Consider the following 18,518-nt stretch of genomic DNA (forward strand, 5'->3'; position numbering starts at 1 on the left):
GTGTCGAATCGGGACGTTAGAGCGCCGCTGTTACTGGGAAATGTCTGTGTGTGACAAACAAATTAACCTCAAGCTAGACCGAGTTGGTTTGCCGTTGGCGCGGTGTCACGAGACCCGTTGGTCGCACCTGTAACAAGGCGGTAGCCTGCGTCGATATGAGGAACATGCGAAAAGCGACAACCACGGTGGGTGCGGCGCTGGTTCTGGCGGCCGCGGGTATGGCGGTCTCCAACGCAACGTCGTATGCGGACCCGGCGGGCCAAGGCCATCAGGTCAAGTACACGCTCACGTCCGGCGCGCCTTACGAATTCGACCTCTATTACCTGACGACGCAGCCTGCGAGCAAAGACGCCTACAACGCTGACGCGTACAAGTACCTGCAGAAGGCGACGGTGAACGTCGGCCCTGACGCGCCCTGGGTCTTCGAGACCACGCTTGCCGACCCGCAGTGGGCGATCTTCACCGTCGCGAGCACGACGCACGGCGGCCAGGCCCAGCCGAACGCTCACTGTGAGATCGCCGTCGACGGTCAGATCGCCGTCCAGAACGATCATCCGTACAGCCCGCGGTGCCAGCTCGGCCAGTGGTGATCGGACCCGCCCGCGGGTGTGGTGATCTGACCCGCCCGCGGGTGTGGTGATCCGACCCGCGCTATCCGGTGAGGTACTCGCCGGATAACGCATACACCGCTTTCCCGCCGTGCGCGTCGTTGTAGTCCACCTCGATCACGACCTCGTCCTCGCGGTCACCGCCCTCGCTGCCCCATTCGCCGATAGTGATGTCGGCCTTGCCGCGGTCCACCAGATCGACGTCGTACCGGCGCATCGCGTCGTCACGCGAAGCGGTGACCACGTCTGCCGAGACGTCGGAGAACCGAAAGCGAGAGAAGACACCTTCCCCGATGAGGTCGTCGGGACTGGCGAACCTGCCGGCGTGTGCCCTGGTCCGGTAATACGGAGTGCCCCGGTAGAAGTCGAGGGTGAAGCCGTGGTCGGCGGAAAGCTCAAGCTCTTTGATCACCGCGGCGTCGGTGGCTACCCCTCTGGCGGCCAGTGCAGCCTCGACCTGGTGCAGTCCGGCCGCAACGTCGTCTTTTGGCCACCACGTCGCGATGGTGCCGTCCAGTTTTCCGTCGATCGGGATGCTCGGGTCGCCGAACGTGGCTTCGGCCAGGACCGGACGCGCGGCGCCGAAAATGTCGTCAGTGTTGCGTTCGATCTCCAAGCGGGATATCTCCCTTCGGTCAGGGGGGAGCATCGCGGCCGCACCGGTCAGGAAGTCGCGTGCGGAGAATCCCTGTAGGTCGTCGATGGTGAACGTGTCGCGACTGCGGGAGTTGGTGGACTGTTCGCTGGTCTCCCAACCGTCGATGTCGCCCTGATAGGCCCGCATCCGGTCGCCGCCCAGGTACACCTCTACGTCGACGCGGTTGTCGCGGATGTCGAAGCTCAGCAGGGAGTCGAGCGATTCGTGCGCCTCGGCGCGCAGATGGTCGAGTGCTTCGTCGTACCACTGCCACAGTGGTCGCGCGTCGGGGTCACCGGTGCTGACGGACGGTACCTCGGCCGAGGAGGCGCTCCGCGTCAGCGGCTTGAGGTCCCAGATGTCGGTCGGAGGCAGCAGCATCGTGGCCCACATCGCCGCGACCGCCGTCAGGGCCGCCGGTGCGTGTGCCCGCACGGCACGGTGTTCGGTGATGGCAGGGCTGCCGGGACTGCCGAGCGCTTCGGACGGCAACTCGCCCCGACCGTCGGCGACGATGCCGGCGATCTGCGAGCGCGAGAGGTTCGCGAGATTGTGAAACCGGAACGGTACGTCTCCGCGCGGGCGTGCCTCGCCGGCGACGAGGGTCGACGCGAACGCGGGACTCGGCGCCGACCGGTCGATCAGGTCGACGGTCACCGGGACCAGTTCACCGGCGGAACCGGCAGTGATCGATCGCGTGAACGCACCGGCGATCAGCCCGACCCCCATCGCGGCGAGAACGACCGCGAGCAGGAGGAACCAGCCCCCGGAATAGGCCCCAATTGCGATGCCGCTACCGACACACACGCCGCCCAGGATCGCGCGAACTATCGGATTCACCTCTGCCCAACCACCTTTCGGCGGTCAAACCTGGCCCGTCGGCGTTGCTGCAGGTCTTCAGGCATGGGTCAACCATACGCAGAGGCCACTGGCCAGTAGCTGCACGGTAGTGTCGTCGGGGTGCGTTGGATGGTTGCGGCAGCATGAGCGTTGACGCGCCGGCCGGTGAGAATCTCGCGCTGATCTCCCGCACCGAATACCTCGATACCCGGACTCGCGTCCGCAAGGGCGTCTGTGCGGCGCTGGTGCTTGCGGCGGTGCCGTTGCTCTTCGTCCTAGTCGTCAGTGGGGTCGCCCCTCAGCTCGTAATGCTCGTGGTGGGCGGCTCATTGACGGGTTCGGTGTTGTTCAGCATCGCCGGGCGCATGACCGGGCGGCGAGCCGCGGTGCGGCTCGCCCTGGTCGACGGGCAGGTTCTGATCGGCACCGAGGACAGCAAGGATGTGGTGCGCCCGCTGGCAGACCTCGTTGACGTCGGTCTGTCCGCCGACGTGTCGACGGAGACCCGCATCGCACCCGCTGACCGCGACCTTCGCGTCAAAGGCGCGCACTATCTGCAATTGACCTTCGGCGATGACGCCAGCTATCACGTCGCAGTCCTGGAGGCCGATCCTGTTGGCGCCGAAATCCTGCGGCGACTGCGGCGCGCGGTTCCCGACGAGCCGCGCAGGTACAAGCCGATGAGGCCGGCGGGTCCGCGCGGCACGTCCAAAGACTCTGCTACCGCGGAGGAACCACCGCCCGAGCCCGCCGCACCGGAGGTCGCGACGGCCGAGCCGTCTGTGTCCCCGGTGGCCGGGACCAGCGCGTCGCCGGCGGCCGATCTCCGGTTGTGGGAGGCCGCACGCGTCGTGCACCGGCGGGTGTTGTCCGAATACGGCACCTACGAGTTGGATCCCGCGTTGTACCTGCGTTATCCGGGAGTCACCGACATCACCCGCGATCACGTGATGGATTTCCACACTGCGTTGGAGGAGGCCCAGGCACTGGCCACCGATACCTACCCGGGCGACGCCGGATTCGCCGGGCGTTACCGCGCGGCGGTCGATGCACTGCGGCGCCAGTGGGCACGGTGCGAACGCGACGGCAAAGCCACGGGAACCAGTTACCTGGCCGACGACGACCGTGCGGACCTCGACACCGCCGCCAAGCTCTACAACCATGCGCAGGCCACCGACCAGCCGGGGGAGAAGACGTCCTACCTGCGCAAGGTGCAGCAGATAGTGGTCGACCTCGATGGGCGGGGCCGGGTGCACCTGCCTCGTCCGGTCGTCGCCGCGATCGAGTCGCAGGTTCGGCTGGCGCTCGAGCCTGGGTCCGGTTCGGCCTGATCCGGATCCCACGGATTGGGATCAAGGTTGCGATGATGTTCGAACTGTTGTTCGATGCACGTATGCGCCGAGACGGTTTCACTGCCGTCTGATTGCGCAACTGGCTGGGCGTTCGCCCACGGCGGGCGCCGGTGCCGTACCCGAAACCGCGGCACCGGCGCACCCAGTCTCCTTCGAGGTCGAACGTGGGAATCACCTTGACATTCATATCGAACAATTGTTCGATATGAATGTGCGATGGGACGGTCAGGCGGTGGGCGTTGACGACGGGTCGCTGCCCGGGCTGCAGCGGCTCGGTTTCGTCCGCAGCGTTCGTACACCTCAGTTCGACGGCGTCACATTTCACGAGGTGCTGTGCAAGTCGGCCCTGAACAAAGTGCCGGCGGCGTCGATGCTGCCCTTCCGGTACACCGTCAACGGCTATCGCGGCTGCAGCCACGCTTGCCGGTACTGTTTCGCCCGCCCCACCCATGAGTACCTCGACTTCGACAGCGGCACAGACTTCGACACCCAGGTGGTGGTGAAGACCAACGTCGCCGACGTATTGGCGCGAGAGGTGCGTCGCCGGTCCTGGACGCGCGAGACCGTCGCGCTCGGCACCAACACCGATCCCTATCAGCGCGCCGAAGGCCGATACGCTTTGATGCCGGGAATCATTGCGGCGTTGGCAGATTCGTGGACGCCGTTCTCGATCCTGACCAAGGGCACGCTGTTGCGGCGTGACCTTCCGCAGATCGTGGAGGCATCGCGTCGCGTCGAGGTGAGTGTTGCGGTGTCGCTGGCAGTCGGTGATCCGGAGCTGCACCGCACCGTCGAACCCGGCACTCCGTCCCCCGAAGCGCGGTTGGGCTTGATCGCCGCTATTCGCGACGCCGGGTTGCGCTGCCATGTCATGGTCGCGCCGGTGTTGCCGTATCTCACCGATTCGGCCGAACAACTCGACGGACTGCTCGGCCGCATCGCTGCGGCGGGGGCCACCGGAGTGACGGTGTTCGGATTGCATCTGCGGGGGTCGACCCGTGGCTGGTTCATGTCCTGGCTGCAGCGTGAACATCCTGAACTGCTTGCCGACTATCAGCGGTTGTACCGGCGGGGGGCGTATCTGCCACCGGACTATCGCGACATGCTTCGTACCCGCGTGGCACCGCTGGTTGCCCGGTACGGATTGACTGGGCCGGCGCCCATGGCGCGCATCGGTGCCGTACGTGAAATCGCGGCACCGACGCAACCAGCCCTCTTCTAGTGCTCCAGTGCCTTGGCGCAATTGGCGAGGATGACGCGGAAATTCCACGGGAGCAGCCGTGAGCTGATGGCCTCCATCGCCTTTCCACCGGCGCGTGCCGGGTGGGTGTAGCTCGTCGTCCAGTCGATATGCGTACGGTCGCCGCGGGGTGCGAAAGTCAGTGTGCCGCCGTCATGATCGAACGGCGGGAATGACCCGATGATCAGATACGAGTAACTGTTCGGGCGGTCGTACGCGGTGATCTCCTCCCGGAACCACATGCCGGCTCCGGTCACCGCCCGGACGGCCCCCACCGCAGGTTCCGACGAACCCGCCGCCCATCCCGCCCGCAGCACCAGCGGTGCGGTGGCCAGACCCGCCGGGTCGGCCATCCAGTCGAAAACCTGCTCGAGCGGTGCTGCGATCACTCGTTCCAAATGAATGGTCGGCATCAGGATTCCCCCTGCGTAGGCTGGTCCCCACCGTACGCGGCAAACCTGTCGAGATGACCGTGCCTCAGCGCCGAAAGACAGTCAGCTCTTGTTGCGCCTGACCTGATTGAACGGCACGCCGCGGTCGGCCGCTTGTTCGCGTGGGAAGCCAAGGATCCGCTCGCCGATGACGTTGCGCGCCATCTCCGAGCTGCCACCGCCCAGGGACCCGGTCTGCCGAGATAGATAGCGAACACCGATCTCCATCAAACCGGCCAACTCTGGGCTACCTTCCGAACCCTCGTCGACCACACCGGCCGTGCCTGCGATCGCCAGTGCGGTGTCCACCTCCAGCTCGGTGGTCTCGGCATGGAACAGCCGGATCAACGTGCCCGCATTCGGTGGCAGTGAACCGTTTCCGATCGCCTTGCCGACGTGATCGATGAGCTGCTTCTTGACGATGCGCCGGACCAGGGCGCGCCCGGCCAGATCCTGGACCCGGGCGTCGTCACCCTGCCCGGTGGCCTCGGCCAGCCCGACATGATCGGGCGGCATCTCGTTCGCGTTCTCGGCACCGGTCCCGCTGGCGAACTCGGAACCGCCACCGACAGCCCGACGCTCGTGGTGCAGCTGGCGAGAGGCGACGGTCCAGCCGTCGTTGACCTCGCCCAGGACGGCGTCCGCCGGAAGCTCCAAGTTGTCGAAGAATTCCTCGCAGAACTCCTCATTGCCGTTCACCTCGGTGATCCGGCGCATCGTGATCCCCGGTGCGTTCAGCGGGACGAGGAACATGGTCAGGCCCTCGTGTTTGGGCACGGCCCAGTCGGTACGGGCCAGCATCAATCCGTAGTCCGCGGCAAACGCGCTGGTACTCCACGTCTTGGCGCCGTTGATGATCCACGTGTCGCCCTTGAGCTCGGCGCGTGTGATCACGCCGGCGAGATCCGAGCCTCCGCTGGGCTCGGACAACAGCTGGCAGAGCACCTCGTCGCCTCGGACCGCAGCCGAAATGCGTTCGCGCTTCTGCTCTTCGCTGCCCATGTCGAGAATCGTTGCGCCGCAAATGGTGAACGAGGGGGTGTTGAGGATCAGCGGCATCTCGTAGTTTCGGCATTCGTCGTTGAATGCCTTCTGGTACGCGTAGTCCAGGCCGAGGCCGCCGTACTCGCGCGGGAAGCAGATTCCGGCGAATCCACCTTCGTAGAGGCGCTTCTGCAGTTCCTTTGCCCGTTCCCAGGATTCGGATTCCGCGCGTACCGCGAACGGAGGATTGCCCGGATCGATTGCCGGCATGTTCTCGGCCAGCCAGGTCCGGGCACGCAGTGCGAACTCCTCGACGGACTCTGTGGTTGCGGTGGTGCTCACGGTGTCGGTCATGCCCCGATCTCCTCGGCTGCGCGGGTCTTGCGGCTCAGCGCATATACGGCGCGGTGGTGGTCTTCGGGTGATCCGTACAACGCGCGATACAACGCAACCCGCCGCAGGTACAGGTGCAGATCGTGCTCCCAGGTCACGCCGATTCCGCCGTGTAACTGCACACAGTCCTGCAGCATCACGGGAGCACGTTCGGCCACATAGGCTTTCGCGACGCTGACGAGCTTGGGCGCTTCCGGGGAGCGTTGGGCCACCGCGGCGACGGCTCCCGCGGTGGTGGCGCGCGCGGCTTCGAACCACATCTTCATGTCAGCGGCACGATGTTTGAGGGCCTGGTATGAGGCCAGCGGGCGGCCGAAACTGTGCCGGTCTGCCAGCCATTGATTGGTCATGGTGAGCACCACGTCCAGAATTCCGACGATCTCGGCGCACTGCAGCACCAGGGCGACCTCGCGCTGGCGTTCGATGATCGCCGGTGTCTGCTCGGCGGTGCCGAGCACGGCGGTCTCGCCGACTGCGACGCCGTCGAATTGCACTCGGGCGTAACGCTTGACCAGGTCCACCGAGTTCTGGGGACTGACCGTTACCCCGGCGGCGTCGGTCGGCACCACGAACTGCCGGATCTGGCCGTCGCAGGCGGCCACCACCAGCAACGTGTCACTCTGGTCACCGGCTTCGACGCGGTCCTTGACGCCGTCGATGCGGTAGCCCGCGTCGGTCCGGGTGGCCGTGGTGCCGATCCCGGTGACGGCCTGCAGAGCTCCGAACGGCCGCTTGGGTTCATAGGCCGCCCAGGACCCCACGGTCTCGCCGGCGACCAGCGATTCGATCAGTTCCTCGTGCCCGCTGGGTGATTCGACGAGGCCGGCCAGCACGACACTGACCGGATGCAGGGGACCGGGGGCCACGGTGTGGCCGGCCTGCTCGGCGAGCAACGCCAGGTCGGTGACACCGTCCCCGGACGGGCTGCCGCCGCCGAGTTCCTCGGGTACCAGAAGGCTGGCCCACCCCAATTCGGCTGCGCGGCCCCACCATCCGGTGTCGAACGGAATGTGCGCGGCGTGTAGTTCACGCACTCGGCTCAGTGGCACCTCCTTTTCCAGGAAGGCCTGCGCGGTGGAGGTGAACAGCATCTGTTCGGGATTTGCCACATCTGTCATGTAGTCGGCCCAGCTTCGTAGGTAGAGGAGGGGACTGGATCAGTTCAGTACGAGTGCCGGGACATCGGGCCGGTAGACCTTCTTGTTCTCGACCTTGAAGAGGTCGACGAGGTTGCCGCCCATCACCTTTCGGACGCCCTCGTCGTCGAGGCCGTGCGCCTGCAGGTCGTCGACCAGGTTGATCGGATCGGCCAGGCCCTCTGGATGCGGCCAGTCGGAACCGAAGATCACCCTGTCGACGCCGCACAGGTCGGCCATCTTCTTGAAGTCGTCCTCCCAGAAGGGTGCCACGTACACGCAGCGCTTGAACGCCTCGATCGGATCCTCCGGGAATCCATCGGGCATCTTCGAGTAGACGTCCTTGAACTGGTAGTGCAGGTAAGGCACCCAGGAGGCGCCGTTCTCCACCGACAGGATGCGCAGGTCCGGGTTGCGGGTCAGCGCGCCGTGGCAGACCAGTGCGGCCATGGTGTCCTCGATCGGACGCTTGCCCATGGCGACCATCCGGAACGAGGTGGGCGCGAACGGCTTGAACTCGGTGGCCGGTTCCCAGTCGTTGAGGTAATTGGAATATCCGCTGTCCGAGGCGTGCATCGACACCGGGATACCTGCCTTCACGCAGGCGTCCCAGAACGGATCGAACTCCTCCACACCCATGGAGCGGCTACCGCGATAACCCGGCACCGGCGCGGGCCGGACCAGGACGGTCTTGGCGCCGCGCTCCAAGCACCATTCCAGTTCTTCGAGTGCGCGGTCGACGTTGCCCAGATTGATGACCGGGGTGGAGAAGATGCGGCCCTCGTAGTTGAACTGCCAGGTCTCGTACATCCACTCGTTGAGTGCGTGCACGATGTCGAGGATCAGGTCGGGATCGTCCTTGAGGCGCTCCTCGACGAGGCTGGCCAGCGTCGGGAACATCAGGGTGTAGTCCAGGCCGAGGCTGTCGAGAACCTCAAGGCGCGCTTGCGGATTGCGGAAGGCAGGGATGGCCTTCATCGGCTTGCCCATCACCTCGCGGTAACTCTTGCCGCCGCTGCCGTGCCGGAAGTAGTCCTCCTGTGCGCCGGGGCGGGCGACCACCTCGAACGTCGGGTTCGGGATGTAGTCGCTGACCACGTTGCGAACCATGATCTTGGTGCGGCCGCGGACATCGATGTAGTCGATGACGCCCTTGCGGTGCTCCGGCAGGAATTTCGTGAGCGCTTCCTTGGGCTCATAAAAGTGGTTGTCGGCGTCGAACACCGGATAGGGAAGCTCGCGTGAGGGCATCTTCGCCTCCTGGGAGAGTCGTGTTTTCGAAACTGGTAATGACGTTACCACGGGACGACCGGCGCGGACGAGGGCATTCGGGCGACCGCTCAGGAAGGTGGGAATTTGCTGGTCAGGCGGGGGATTCGGGTGCCAGTAGGCCGCGGACGCAGAACTCGTAGATGTGCTCGCCGTCGATCGGTGCGCCGTTGAGTTCGACGCCCAGCGATCGCAGCCTCATCGCACCCAGTACCGACTGCATGATCAAGGCTGAGGTGCTCTGGACATCGATGTCGGGCCGAAAGGCTCCCGAGTTCACTCCGCGCCGCAGGATGTCGCCGATGAGCTGGTGTAACGGTGTGAGCACCCGTGCGTATTCACGGGGCAGGGACTCGGCGAGATGGTCGTTGTAGAAAGTCAGGCCGCGGTTGATGCTGTCCTGAGTGCTCGAGGACGCCGGGACGGTGATGCGCTCGATGAGCGACCGCAGCGCCTCGGGTCCGGTCAGGCCGTCGGTGTCCGCGCGCCAACGCAGTGTGGACTCGGCCATGATCTTGTCGATGAGGGCCAGGAGCAGCTCGTCTTTGGTTGAAAAATGCTGGTAGAAGGACCGTAGTGAGGTCTTGGAGCGCTCCACGACCTCCAGCACGGTGAAGTCGGTGCGCCCCGTCTCGCCGAGGATGGCGAGTGCCGATTTCATGAACCGGCGGGCCCGGTCCGCCTGCGCCTCGGCGCGCGCGCCTTCGGTCGGTCGTCCGGCCGGACTGGCCATTGCGCCATCACCTCCGTCATGCTGCACTTGCGAGAATGACGTTACCGTTTCTGTAGAAGCAATAGGCGGCTTGTGATTACTGTGTTGGATCGACTGCGGGCGGTGCAGCGATGAGTCAGTGGTTTTTGTTCCTGCCCCAGGTGCGGCTCGGCGTCGATGACGTCGTTGAACGGGCGCGGGTGGCGGAGGCCAGTGGATTTGATGGCATCGCCTTCATCGACCATCTGGAAGCCCCGGGCGCGACCCACCAAAACATCTGGGAGGCAATGACTGTCGCCACCTGGGTGGCCGCCCGCACCGAGCGCTTGCGGATCGGGCATCTGGTGTTGTGCGATGCGTTCCGTCATCCGGCCGTGCTGGCCAAACAGGCCGTCACACTTTCGGCGGCCAGCGGCGGCCGGTTCGAGCTGGGGTTGGGCTCGGGGTCGTGGCCACAGGAGTTCGAGCGGTTCGGCATCGAGACGGGTGACGCCGCAGCGCGAGTAGGCAGGCTCGGCGAGAATCTGCAGTTGCTGCACCAGTATTGGGGTGGCGACGACGAAAAAGCCCAAACGCCTCGGCCTGCCCATCCAATTCCGTTGGTATTGGGTGGAACTGGCAAGCGCATGATGGACCTGGTACGCACCCATGCCGACTGGTGGAACATTCCCTCGCATCAGCTGGACCGGCTGCCCGCACTGCTTCCGACCGTCGGTACGGTGCGGGTTTCCCTGCAACAGATGGTCGGCTTCGTGGGGCGCGACTCCGACCGCGTTGCGGTGACCGAGCGCAGCGCCCGACTGTTCGGGCATCTCGGTGACGGCTTGGTGTGCGGCGACGCCGCGGAACTCTCCGCCCACTTCGCTGGATTGTCCGCGCAGGGTGTTGAGCGCTTCTACGTGTGGTTCGCCGACTTCGCTGCACCCCAAACCATTTCAGAATTCGCTGAGACAGTCATCAACGCGTGAAAGGAAGATGCTCATGACCGCAGAAGCTGAACCCAAAGAGGCAGAACCGACGCAGTGGACGCTGCAGATGTTGCTCGACCTGTTCGATGCCGAACCGGCGGGGGAGAACCGTTTCACGGTGCCGACCGGTATCGCCGGTGTGGACGAGCGCCAGGTGGTCGAAGGAACCCAGATCGTCGGTGCCGCGATCGTCGCGGCAGCGAAACGCTTCCCGGGCAAGTCGATCCGCTCGGCACACGCGGTATTCGCCCGCGCGGTCATGGTGGGTCCGCAGGTAGAGCTCGACATCGATGTGATCAGTGAGGGCCGCTCGACGGCCACCGCGGTGATCGCCGCCTCGCAGAACGGCAAGCGGTGCATCACCATCACGGTGTTCGCCGACGTGCCGTCCGGTGACGTCATCCGTCATCATCTGCCGCGGCCAGAGGTCGCCGGCCCCGGCGACTCGAACGTCTCGCCCATGCCGATGATCGGACGTGAGCTGCGACTGGTCGACGTGGTCGACGTCAACAGCCCCGACGAGGTCGGACCGCCGGAGCTGTACGCCTGGTTGCACTACGACCCCGTGCCGGTCCGCGACGACCTGGCCAAGGCGCTGATCGCGTATTTCACCGGACACCTTGGTATTTCGACCACCATGCGCGCGCATGAGGGCATCGGTACCGCCCAGGCCCACCTCACCGTCTCGACCGCGCCGATGACGGTCACGGTGAGTTTCCACGAGCCGGTCCGCTGGGATGGCTGGCTGCTCTACAGCCACGAGAGCACCCAGGTCGGCTCGGGCATGTCGTACGTGCGCGGTGCAGTGCACACCGAGGAAGGTGAACTGATCGCGTCGTTCAGCCAGGATGGGCTGATCCGCCCGCTGCGCACCACCGATACGAGTATCTCCGAGCACTCGCGGTTGTGAGTCCGGTGCCCGCCGCTCAGATCTTCAAATAGCCCTTGTCTGCGGGGATCTGGGCGGCGGTGACCAATGACGACGTGTCGCCGGCCAGCCACACCACGATGTCGGAGATCGTGTCGGGCGGGGCCAGCGAATCCGTCGGCAGCGCGCCTGGCGAGAAACTGTGGATGTAGGTCGGATGGTCGGCGAACATCTGATACATCGACAGGTCGTTGCCCATCGGGGTGTCGGTGCCGTACGGGTGGATCGAATTCACCCGGATGCCGAACTCACCCAGCTCGATGGCGAGTGAGTTGGTCAGCCCGACGACGCCGAACTTGCTGGCACAGTAGTGACCGCACCCCGGCACGGCTTTGATCCCGGCGGCCGAACTCACCGCGATGATGGATCCGCCGTTGCCCGCCGCGATCATGGCCGGCACCGTCGCCTGCACGGTGTTGAACACGCCGGTGAGGTTGATGTCGAGGATGTCCTGCCACTGCTGGGCCGAGATTTCCCACAATCGGCCCCAATTGAGCACGCCGGCATTGGCGACGACGATGTCGAGGCGGCCGAACTGCTCGACCGCGTCGGCCACGAGCCGCTGTTGGCCCTCGGCATCGCGCACGTCGATCTCACGGGCCAGGATCTTGCGTCCCTCGCCTTCGACCAATGCCACCGTCTCGGCGAGATCCTCCGGGGTGGCGGCGGCATATCCGTTGTGTTCGGCGACTGGTGCGCAAGCGTCGAGCGCGACGATGTCCGCGCCGGCGCGGGCCAGTCGCACGCAATGCGAGCGGCCCTGCCCGCGTGCGGCGCCGGTGACGTAGGCAACCCGGCCGGCCAATGGGGTAGTCATGCGAGCTGCTCCTCGGGTAATGCCGCGACGCGGACATTGGTGAATTCGTAGTCGGACAGTGGAGAGTGACGGGCGAACTGCCGTGATCCGGTGATCGTCTGCGGTCGGTAGTACGGGGTTTCGTACTGCGAGTTGACGAAATAGGTGTTCAGCCCGGAAGTCGCGGTGTAGTACAGGTGCGCGACACGGCCATCCCGGCGCATGCGCGCATTCCACCGGTTGAACGCATCCTGACTGACGGCGGCGGCCTGCGCGCCGCGGCGCCGGGTCTCATCGATGATCCGCACGGCATGTGCGGCCACGGTCTCGACATAGTCCAGCCAGGCGAACCCGACGAAGCCGAGCGGGCCGACGATCTCCCAGCGGTTGGGCAGGCGCGGATGGGCCGTGCCCGCGTAGCTGTGCAGACCGTGCGCGCGGTAGTACTGGGCGAGGTCGAAACCGCGCGCGCCCAGGACGGTATCCGGTCGGTAGGTTTCGGGGTCGATCCACAGTTCGTAGCCGGTGGCCAGCACCAGCAGGTCGGCTGGGTGCTCGACGCCGTCGGTGGTGCGGATCCCGGTCGCGGTGATCCGGTCGATCGGTGTGGTGATCAGGTTGGTGTTGGGATTGTTCAGCGCCGGTAGGAATGCGCTGGAGATCACCGGCCGCTTGGCCAGGATGCCGTAACGCGGCACCAGCTTTCGCCGCGTCGCCGCATCGTCGACGACGGCGCGCAGCAGCAGCCGGTACAGCAGTCGGGACCAGCCGTCGTAGAGCGGCATGATGCGGCGCAGCACTTTGTCGGGCAGTCGGGAGAAGATGTGCACGATGGGCGCCACCATGAAGACGTCCATCGCCAGCCGGCCGGCCGCGTTGACGAGTGGGACGAATCCAGGCAGCCGGAACAACCGGCGCATCCGCGGCGTGATGTCGAAGTCGATCTTGGGCAGCACCCACGCCGGGGTGCGTTGGTAGACGTCGAGATTGGCCGCTTCGGCGGACACGGCGGCGGTGATCTGGACGCCGGAGGATCCGGTGCCGATCACCGCGATGCGCTTCCCGTCGGTGTCGTAGCTGTCGTCCCAGGCGTTGGGGCGCAGGATCGTTCCGGTGAAGTCTTCGACGCCGTCGATGTCGACGGTGTTCTTGGCGTTGACGTATCCGCCTACCGAACTGACCACGAAACGTGCCGTCACCGGCGCGCCGCCGCGGATCTGGAGTCGCCACAAGCCGTGCTCGTCGTCCCACTGCTGGCGGATCACCTCGGAGTTGGGACGCAGGTGCTCGTAGAGCCCGAGACCGGCCGCCGTGTCCTGCAGGTAGCGATGGATCTCCGGGCCGGGCGCGAAGAACCTGCTCCAGTTCGGGTTGGGGGCGAACGACAGCTGATACCACAGGGTGGGGATGTCGACGGCCAGGCCGGGGTAGTGATTGTCGCGCCAGGTGCCGCCGAAGTCGGTTCCGCGTTCGATGATGACGAAGTCGTGAATACCTCTCTGGCGCAACAGGTGTGCCGTTGCGATGCCGCCGGGGCCGGCGCCGATGATCGCCACCTCGTAATCTGGCTCCGTCATGACTACCTTCCGGTCAGGCCGACGACGATGTGGTCGGACACGAATCGTTTCACCGCACGCGGACTGTCGAGGTTCACGCCGATCGGTGGGAGAAGTTCGAAGCTCAGCAGCAGGCGCACGATCCATTCACTGGCCCGCGCCGGGGTGACGCCCGCGCCGACCTCGCCGCGCTCCTGGGCGGCCCGGACCCGCGGTTTCCACAGCTCGATCGAGCGTCGCATCAGATCGTCACCGGTATTGCGCAGGAGCAACACCAGGATGCTCTCGTTGATGCCGCGCGGTGCCACGGAGTCCGACTGCTGACGGTGCGCGCAGATGACGGCCGCGGCCGCGGCGACCTGGCCGGCCAGGGTGTCGTGCCGGCCGGCCTCGGCGGCGATGGTCTCGATGAACGCGCCGGCCAGGTGATCGAGCCCGTTTCTGATCGCGTTGTCACGGCTGCCCAATGCATTGTGGACGGTGCCACGGGATACCCCCGCGTGTTCGGCGACCGCTGTCAGACTGAATTGTCTTGGGCCCAAACGCCTGAGCGTCTCAGCTGTGGCAGCGAGCAGCACGGGTGACACCGCTCGGTCCGCTTCGGGCATTTGAACACATTATCGAAATGTGTTCAATATGGTCAGCATTTGGACAAATCTGCCGCAGCGGCATCCAACACGTCGTTGAACACCCTGGTCAGCATCGGCCGGCCGACCCACCGGGTCAGTACCTCGCCGATGAGTGGAAACTTCACCCGGAACGTCGTGGTCCATACGACGCGGGTGCCTCCGTCCACGGCGGTGAAGCCGACGTGACCGTGCCGGTGTTCCGACGGCGGGAAACTGCGTTCGACCGTGTAGTCGAAGGAATGCGGCGCGTCGTAGGCGGTGATGCGTTCCCGGAACCAGCCGATGGTCCACAGCAGGATGCGCACCGCTCCTTGTCCGTAGGGAGCGTGCAGACCCGGTTCGGCCAGCCGCTGCCGGAGCACGAGCGGAGAGCGCGTGAAATTGCCTGCGTTGCTTATGAAGTCGAACACCTCATCCTGCGGTGCCGCGATGGTCCGTTCGACGGTGACGGTCTGCATCAGTCCTCCTGCTGTCTGGTCAGGGTGCGGGTTGCGGCGGCGCCGCGGAGTTTGTCGGGGTTGCGTATCGCATAGAGCGCAGTGATGAGTCCATCGGTCACATCGATGAGCAGGACCGAGTCCAAAACACCATGGCGGCCGAATAACACGGCCGGCATCGAGTTGTAGCTGCCGAACGAGACGTCGAACCCGGCCATGCCACCTTGGGCCAGTCCTGCCATGAACTGCGCGACTCGCTGTGGCCCGACGACTGGACGACGCGCAGCTGATACCTGTCCGCCACCGTCGGACAACGCAACGACCTCGGGCGCCATCACCGCGACGAGACCGTCGATGTCCCCGGTGCGGGCGGCCCGCAGGAATTTCGTCACAGTGGCCCGCGCCAGTTGCCTGTCCGGTGTATAGCGCCGTCGTCGAGCCTGCACGTGCTCGCGTGCACGATGGGCGATTTGGCGCACCGCGATGTCGGACTTACCCACCACGAGCGCAATCTCGGGTTGGCTGTAGCCGAACACCTCGTGCAGGACGAACACCACGCGCTCGTCGGGGCTGAGCGTCTCCAGGATGAGCAGCATCGCCATGGAAACGGATTCGGCCAGGACGGCGTCCTCGCTCACATCCGGGGCGGTCTGGATGGGCTCGGGAAGCCAGTTGCCGACATAATCTTCGCGTCGACGCCTGCTGGCGCGCAGTGCGTTGAGGGCCTGCCGCGTGACGATCTGCACGAGATAGGCGTGCGGATGGGTGACCTCGCCCGCCTTGATCCAGCGTAGGTAACTGTCCTGTACGACATCTTCGGCATCGGTCGCACTGCCCAGGATTTCGTAGGCAAGCGTGAACAGCAGGGGACGGTAGCCGGCGAATACCTCGGTCGTGTTCAGTGCAGCCCCCTTTCGGCGTCGGCACAGTCACACTCTCAGACACCGCCGATAGGCCGAACCGTGACAGCCTTCGGCTGTGAACCGCGTCACACAGTGGCTGTGTCACATATGTGAGACGTCGTGCGCATGGTTGGCCACGGTCCTCTCAGCCGGTCAATCCGCCGACAACGCCGATCTGAGCACATCGAGTGGTAGCCCGCCCAGATCGAGTGCCCGGCTGTGGAACTCCCGCAGCGAGGATCCACGGCGTAGGGCCTCGTCGCGGAGCTCGTGCCAGATCCGTTGACCGATGGCGTATGACGGCGCCTGGCCCGGCCAGCCCAGATAGCGATCCAGTTCGAAGCGCAGGTTCTCCTCGGCCATGGCTGAATGCGAGGTCAGGAAGTTCCATGCCCGTTCGGCATCCCACACCTCCCCGTCGGGAGCCGTGAGACCGCAGTGGACGCCGATGTCGATGACCACGCGGGCCGCGCGGAACCGTTGCGCGTCAAGCATTCCCATCCGGTCGCCGGCATCGTCGAGCCAGCCCAGCTCGGCCATCAACCGCTCGGCGTAGAGAGCCCAGCCCTCGCCGTGCCCCGATACCCAGCAGCCCATCCGGCGCCACCGGTTGAGCTCGTCGGCCAGGGCCACCGCGCGGCCGATCTGCAGATGATGGCCGGGGACACCTTCGTGGAACACCGTGGTGGTTTCCTGCCAGGTGTGGAACTCTTCGACGCCGGGTGGAACCGACCACCACATGCGTCCGGGTCGCGACCAGTCCTCGGACGGCCCGGTGTAGTAGATGCCGCCGGTCTGGGTCGGCGCGATCCGGCACTCCAGGGTGCGAAGCGGGCCGTCGATGTCGAAGTGGGTGCCGGCCAGCGCGTCCACGGTGCGATCGGAAAGGTCCTGCATCCAGGCCTGGAGTGCATCGGTGCCGGTGATGACGTATCGCGGTTCATCGTCCAACCGGCGGAGAGTCTCGGACACCGTGGCGCCCGGATAGAGCTGCTGGGCGATCGATTCCTGTTCGGCCACAACGGCATCGAGCAGCCCCAAACCCCACTCGTAGGCCTCGTCGAGGTCGACGGCGCTGCCCAGGAACAACCGTGACATCAGGCGGTAGGTGTCGCGCCCACAGGCGTCGGACTGGCGGGCACGCGGGGCGATGTCCTCACACAACACGTCGCCCAACTGCCGGTAGGCATCGGCCGCGGCTTCGGTGCGTTGCCGTAGCTGTGCCTGGAGCCGCCGGTTTCCGGGTGCCGCGCCGGTAGCCATCTCGGCGAACAACTGGGCGATCTGCCGGGCCTGGGTGACGCCGCGGGTCACCTGACGCAGGGCCGGGGCGTGACTGCCGCGGACCGCTGCACGGAGTGCATCCGCGTAGCCTGCGGCACGTTCGGGCACCTTCGCCAACCGCGCGGCGATCAGCGCCCAGTCGTCATCGGTGTCGGTGGCCATCAGGTCGAATACGTCGCGCATGGCTTGCAGCGGCGAGGCGATGACATTGATCTCACCCATATCCAGGCCGGCATCGTGCACGTCGACGGCCGCGCCGAGGCGTTCGCGCAGCGCGGCCACGGTGACCACGTCGACCTCGTCTGCGGGCTCGACCCCGTCGAGCTCCCGCAAGGTCGCGCGGGCAGCTTCGGCGCGGGCGGCCACCCCCTGCGGGGAGTAGTCGGTCACGTCATCGTCGTGGCCGGTGATGCCCAGTTCTGTTGCGGCGCACGGATCCAGCCGTGCATACGTATCGAGGTAGCGCTCTGCTACCGCGTCGACGGCAGTGGTTGCCCTAGCCAAGGTTGTTCGCGGCGAAGGTGTCGCACTTGTTCGGATCACCGGTCTGGTAGCCGATGGTGAACCACTTCTGCCGCTGCTCGGAGGAACCGTGGGTCCAGGCTTCCGGGTTGACCCGGCCGGTGGCCTGCTTCTGGATGCGGTCGTCGCCCACCGAGGAGGCCGCCGACAGCGCGTCGGTGATGTCCTTGTCGCTCAGTGGTTCCAGGAACGGCACGTCGGTGCCCTCCTGCCGGGTGATCGACGCGTAATGCGCCCAGACGCCGGCGTAGCAGTCGGCCTGCAGTTCGGTGCGGACACCGGCGCCGGTGGCGCCCTCAGGGTCGCGCTGGGCCCGGCCGAGAACACCCAGCAGGTCCTGCACGTGGTGGCCGAACTCGTGGGCGACGACGTACTCCTGCGCCAGCGGGCCTCCGCTGGAACCGAACTGGTCGACGAGCACCTGGAAGAAGTCGGTGTCGAAGTACGCCGTCTTGTCCACGGGGCAGTAGAACGGGCCGACGTCACTGGTGGCCGGACCACACCCGGTCTGGACCTGCCCCTTGAACAGCCGGACGTGCGGACGGGTGTATCCCTTCAACAGCTGCTGCCACACGCCGTCGACCGAGTTGCCGGTGGCGACCACTCGGCACTCGACCTTGCTGTTGGCGTCGGCACCGGTCTTGCACTGGTTCAGGTCGAATCCCTCGCCCCCGGCACTGCTGGTGTCTATCGGCTGCTGCTGTTGAGGCATGACGGTGCCGGGGTCGACGCCCAGGAACATCGCGAGCACAACGATCAACAGACCGCCGAGACCTCCGCCGATCGCGATGCCACGGCCGGGGCCGCGGCCACCGCCGGAACTGGAAGTGGTGCTCGTGTCGATCTGCATACCCTCGTTGAAGGTCATCCCGTCACTCCATCGCATTCGCCGGT

General features: G+C 65.8%; 18 protein-coding genes. 5 read left to right on the forward strand and 13 right to left on the reverse strand.

Annotation, left to right across the window (positions count from 1 at the left end; genetic code table 11):
• The first annotated feature begins 155 nt into the window (after nucleotides 1-155).
• Entirely contained in the window at nucleotides 156-590 is a 435-nt protein-coding gene (locus ACZYZF_RS02115) for a hypothetical protein (RefSeq protein WP_463745697.1), read from the forward strand.
• A 61-nt stretch (nucleotides 591-651) separates the two neighbouring features.
• Here the strand turns inward: ACZYZF_RS02115 and ACZYZF_RS02120 are convergent, their stop codons facing one another.
• Entirely contained in the window at nucleotides 652-2,085 is a 1,434-nt protein-coding gene (locus ACZYZF_RS02120; protein WP_463834390.1) for a hypothetical protein, read from the reverse strand.
• 143 nt (nucleotides 2,086-2,228) lie between these two features.
• Here ACZYZF_RS02120 and ACZYZF_RS02125 point away from each other — a divergent pair, with 143 nt between their 5' ends.
• Nucleotides 2,229-3,416: a hypothetical protein gene (locus tag ACZYZF_RS02125; protein WP_463834392.1), complete on the forward strand. Its 1,188-nt coding sequence runs from the start codon at nucleotides 2,229-2,231 to the stop codon at nucleotides 3,414-3,416.
• Between the two features lie 232 nt (nucleotides 3,417-3,648).
• Nucleotides 3,649-4,659 carry an Rv2578c family radical SAM protein gene (locus ACZYZF_RS02130; RefSeq protein WP_463745980.1) on the forward strand — a complete coding sequence of 337 codons (1,011 nt, stop codon included), beginning with the start codon at nucleotides 3,649-3,651 and terminating at the stop codon, nucleotides 4,657-4,659.
• On the opposite strand, the gene ACZYZF_RS02135 is transcribed toward ACZYZF_RS02130, so the two are convergent.
• The 5 genes from ACZYZF_RS02135 to ACZYZF_RS02155 all read right to left on the reverse strand — a co-directional run bounded on the left by ACZYZF_RS02135 (nucleotide 4,656) and on the right by ACZYZF_RS02155 (nucleotide 9,623).
• Complete coding sequence (locus tag ACZYZF_RS02135; RefSeq protein ID WP_463745700.1) at nucleotides 4,656-5,090, reverse strand: SRPBCC family protein; 435 nt, start codon at nucleotides 5,088-5,090, stop codon at nucleotides 4,656-4,658. The two genes, ACZYZF_RS02130 and ACZYZF_RS02135, sit on opposite strands and share 4 nt — an antisense overlap.
• A gap of 81 nt (nucleotides 5,091-5,171) precedes the next feature.
• The gene (locus ACZYZF_RS02140) at nucleotides 5,172-6,446 is read right to left on the reverse strand and encodes an acyl-CoA dehydrogenase family protein (RefSeq protein ID WP_463834394.1); all 1,275 of its coding nucleotides are present in this window, start codon (nucleotides 6,444-6,446) and stop codon (nucleotides 5,172-5,174) included.
• Nucleotides 6,443-7,603 (reverse strand): acyl-CoA dehydrogenase family protein, encoded by a 1,161-nt coding sequence (locus ACZYZF_RS02145; RefSeq protein WP_463834395.1) that lies wholly within the window; start codon nucleotides 7,601-7,603, stop codon nucleotides 6,443-6,445. The genes ACZYZF_RS02140 and ACZYZF_RS02145 overlap by 4 nt, the downstream gene beginning before the upstream one ends.
• Before the next feature lie 39 nt (nucleotides 7,604-7,642).
• Nucleotides 7,643-8,872 (reverse strand): amidohydrolase family protein, encoded by a 1,230-nt coding sequence (locus tag ACZYZF_RS02150; protein WP_463745703.1) that lies wholly within the window; start codon nucleotides 8,870-8,872, stop codon nucleotides 7,643-7,645.
• Between the two features lie 112 nt (nucleotides 8,873-8,984).
• The gene (locus tag ACZYZF_RS02155) at nucleotides 8,985-9,623 is read right to left on the reverse strand and encodes a TetR/AcrR family transcriptional regulator (protein WP_463745704.1); all 639 of its coding nucleotides are present in this window, start codon (nucleotides 9,621-9,623) and stop codon (nucleotides 8,985-8,987) included.
• Nucleotides 9,624-9,733: 110 nt separating this feature from the next.
• On the opposite strand from ACZYZF_RS02155, the gene ACZYZF_RS02160 reads away from it, so the two are divergent.
• Together ACZYZF_RS02160 and ACZYZF_RS02165 are read left to right on the forward strand one after the other, a co-directional pair.
• Nucleotides 9,734-10,570 (forward strand): LLM class flavin-dependent oxidoreductase, encoded by an 837-nt coding sequence (locus ACZYZF_RS02160; protein ID WP_463834397.1) that lies wholly within the window; start codon nucleotides 9,734-9,736, stop codon nucleotides 10,568-10,570.
• Between the two features lie 13 nt (nucleotides 10,571-10,583).
• Entirely contained in the window at nucleotides 10,584-11,480 is an 897-nt protein-coding gene (locus tag ACZYZF_RS02165; RefSeq protein ID WP_463745706.1) for an acyl-CoA thioesterase, read from the forward strand.
• A gap of 16 nt (nucleotides 11,481-11,496) precedes the next feature.
• On the opposite strand, the gene ACZYZF_RS02170 is transcribed toward ACZYZF_RS02165, so the two are convergent.
• The 7 genes from ACZYZF_RS02170 to ypfJ all read right to left on the reverse strand — a co-directional run bounded on the left by ACZYZF_RS02170 (nucleotide 11,497) and on the right by ypfJ (nucleotide 18,492).
• Nucleotides 11,497-12,315: a mycofactocin-coupled SDR family oxidoreductase gene (locus ACZYZF_RS02170; RefSeq protein WP_463834399.1), complete on the reverse strand. Its 819-nt coding sequence runs from the start codon at nucleotides 12,313-12,315 to the stop codon at nucleotides 11,497-11,499.
• Nucleotides 12,312-13,871: a flavin-containing monooxygenase gene (locus ACZYZF_RS02175; RefSeq protein WP_463745708.1), complete on the reverse strand. Its 1,560-nt coding sequence runs from the start codon at nucleotides 13,869-13,871 to the stop codon at nucleotides 12,312-12,314. The genes ACZYZF_RS02170 and ACZYZF_RS02175 overlap by 4 nt, the downstream gene beginning before the upstream one ends.
• A gap of 2 nt (nucleotides 13,872-13,873) precedes the next feature.
• Nucleotides 13,874-14,458, reverse strand: a complete 585-nt coding sequence (locus ACZYZF_RS02180) for a TetR/AcrR family transcriptional regulator (protein ID WP_463745709.1) — start codon at nucleotides 14,456-14,458, stop codon at nucleotides 13,874-13,876.
• A gap of 32 nt (nucleotides 14,459-14,490) precedes the next feature.
• Nucleotides 14,491-14,937: an SRPBCC family protein gene (locus tag ACZYZF_RS02185; RefSeq protein ID WP_463834400.1), complete on the reverse strand. Its 447-nt coding sequence runs from the start codon at nucleotides 14,935-14,937 to the stop codon at nucleotides 14,491-14,493.
• Complete coding sequence (locus tag ACZYZF_RS02190) at nucleotides 14,937-15,818, reverse strand: RNA polymerase sigma-70 factor (RefSeq protein ID WP_463835111.1); 882 nt, start codon at nucleotides 15,816-15,818, stop codon at nucleotides 14,937-14,939. The genes ACZYZF_RS02185 and ACZYZF_RS02190 overlap by 1 nt, the downstream gene beginning before the upstream one ends.
• 153 nt (nucleotides 15,819-15,971) lie before the next feature.
• Nucleotides 15,972-17,606, reverse strand: a complete 1,635-nt coding sequence (locus ACZYZF_RS02195) for a DUF885 domain-containing protein (protein WP_463834401.1) — start codon at nucleotides 17,604-17,606, stop codon at nucleotides 15,972-15,974.
• Nucleotides 17,599-18,492, reverse strand: a complete 894-nt coding sequence (gene ypfJ, locus ACZYZF_RS02200) for a KPN_02809 family neutral zinc metallopeptidase (protein WP_463745711.1) — start codon at nucleotides 18,490-18,492, stop codon at nucleotides 17,599-17,601. The genes ACZYZF_RS02195 and ypfJ overlap by 8 nt, the downstream gene beginning before the upstream one ends.
• Nucleotides 18,493-18,518 lie beyond the last annotated feature (26 nt).

It is taken from the genome of Mycobacterium sp. IDUB_24, from assembly GCF_055419385.1.

Coding starts and splice junctions, on each gene's coding strand:
- ACZYZF_RS02115 (WP_463745697.1), top strand. CDS start 156: ATGAGGAACATGCGAAAAGCGACAACCACGGTGGGTGCGGCGCTGGTT.
- ACZYZF_RS02125 (WP_463834392.1), top strand. CDS start 2,229: ATGAGCGTTGACGCGCCGGCCGGTGAGAATCTCGCGCTGATCTCCCGC.
- ACZYZF_RS02135 (WP_463745700.1), bottom strand. CDS start 5,090: ATGCCGACCATTCATTTGGAACGAGTGATCGCAGCACCGCTCGAGCAG.
- ACZYZF_RS02140 (WP_463834394.1), bottom strand. CDS start 6,446: ATGACCGACACCGTGAGCACCACCGCAACCACAGAGTCCGTCGAGGAG.
- ACZYZF_RS02145 (WP_463834395.1), bottom strand. CDS start 7,603: ATGACAGATGTGGCAAATCCCGAACAGATGCTGTTCACCTCCACCGCG.
- ACZYZF_RS02150 (WP_463745703.1), bottom strand. CDS start 8,872: ATGCCCTCACGCGAGCTTCCCTATCCGGTGTTCGACGCCGACAACCAC.
- ACZYZF_RS02155 (WP_463745704.1), bottom strand. CDS start 9,623: ATGGCCAGTCCGGCCGGACGACCGACCGAAGGCGCGCGCGCCGAGGCG.
- ACZYZF_RS02160 (WP_463834397.1), top strand. CDS start 9,734: ATGAGTCAGTGGTTTTTGTTCCTGCCCCAGGTGCGGCTCGGCGTCGAT.
- ACZYZF_RS02165 (WP_463745706.1), top strand. CDS start 10,584: ATGACCGCAGAAGCTGAACCCAAAGAGGCAGAACCGACGCAGTGGACG.
- ACZYZF_RS02170 (WP_463834399.1), bottom strand. CDS start 12,315: ATGACTACCCCATTGGCCGGCCGGGTTGCCTACGTCACCGGCGCCGCA.
- ACZYZF_RS02175 (WP_463745708.1), bottom strand. CDS start 13,871: ATGACGGAGCCAGATTACGAGGTGGCGATCATCGGCGCCGGCCCCGGC.
- ACZYZF_RS02180 (WP_463745709.1), bottom strand. CDS start 14,458: ATGCCCGAAGCGGACCGAGCGGTGTCACCCGTGCTGCTCGCTGCCACA.
- ACZYZF_RS02185 (WP_463834400.1), bottom strand. CDS start 14,937: ATGCAGACCGTCACCGTCGAACGGACCATCGCGGCACCGCAGGATGAG.
- ypfJ (WP_463745711.1), bottom strand. CDS start 18,492: ATGACCTTCAACGAGGGTATGCAGATCGACACGAGCACCACTTCCAGT.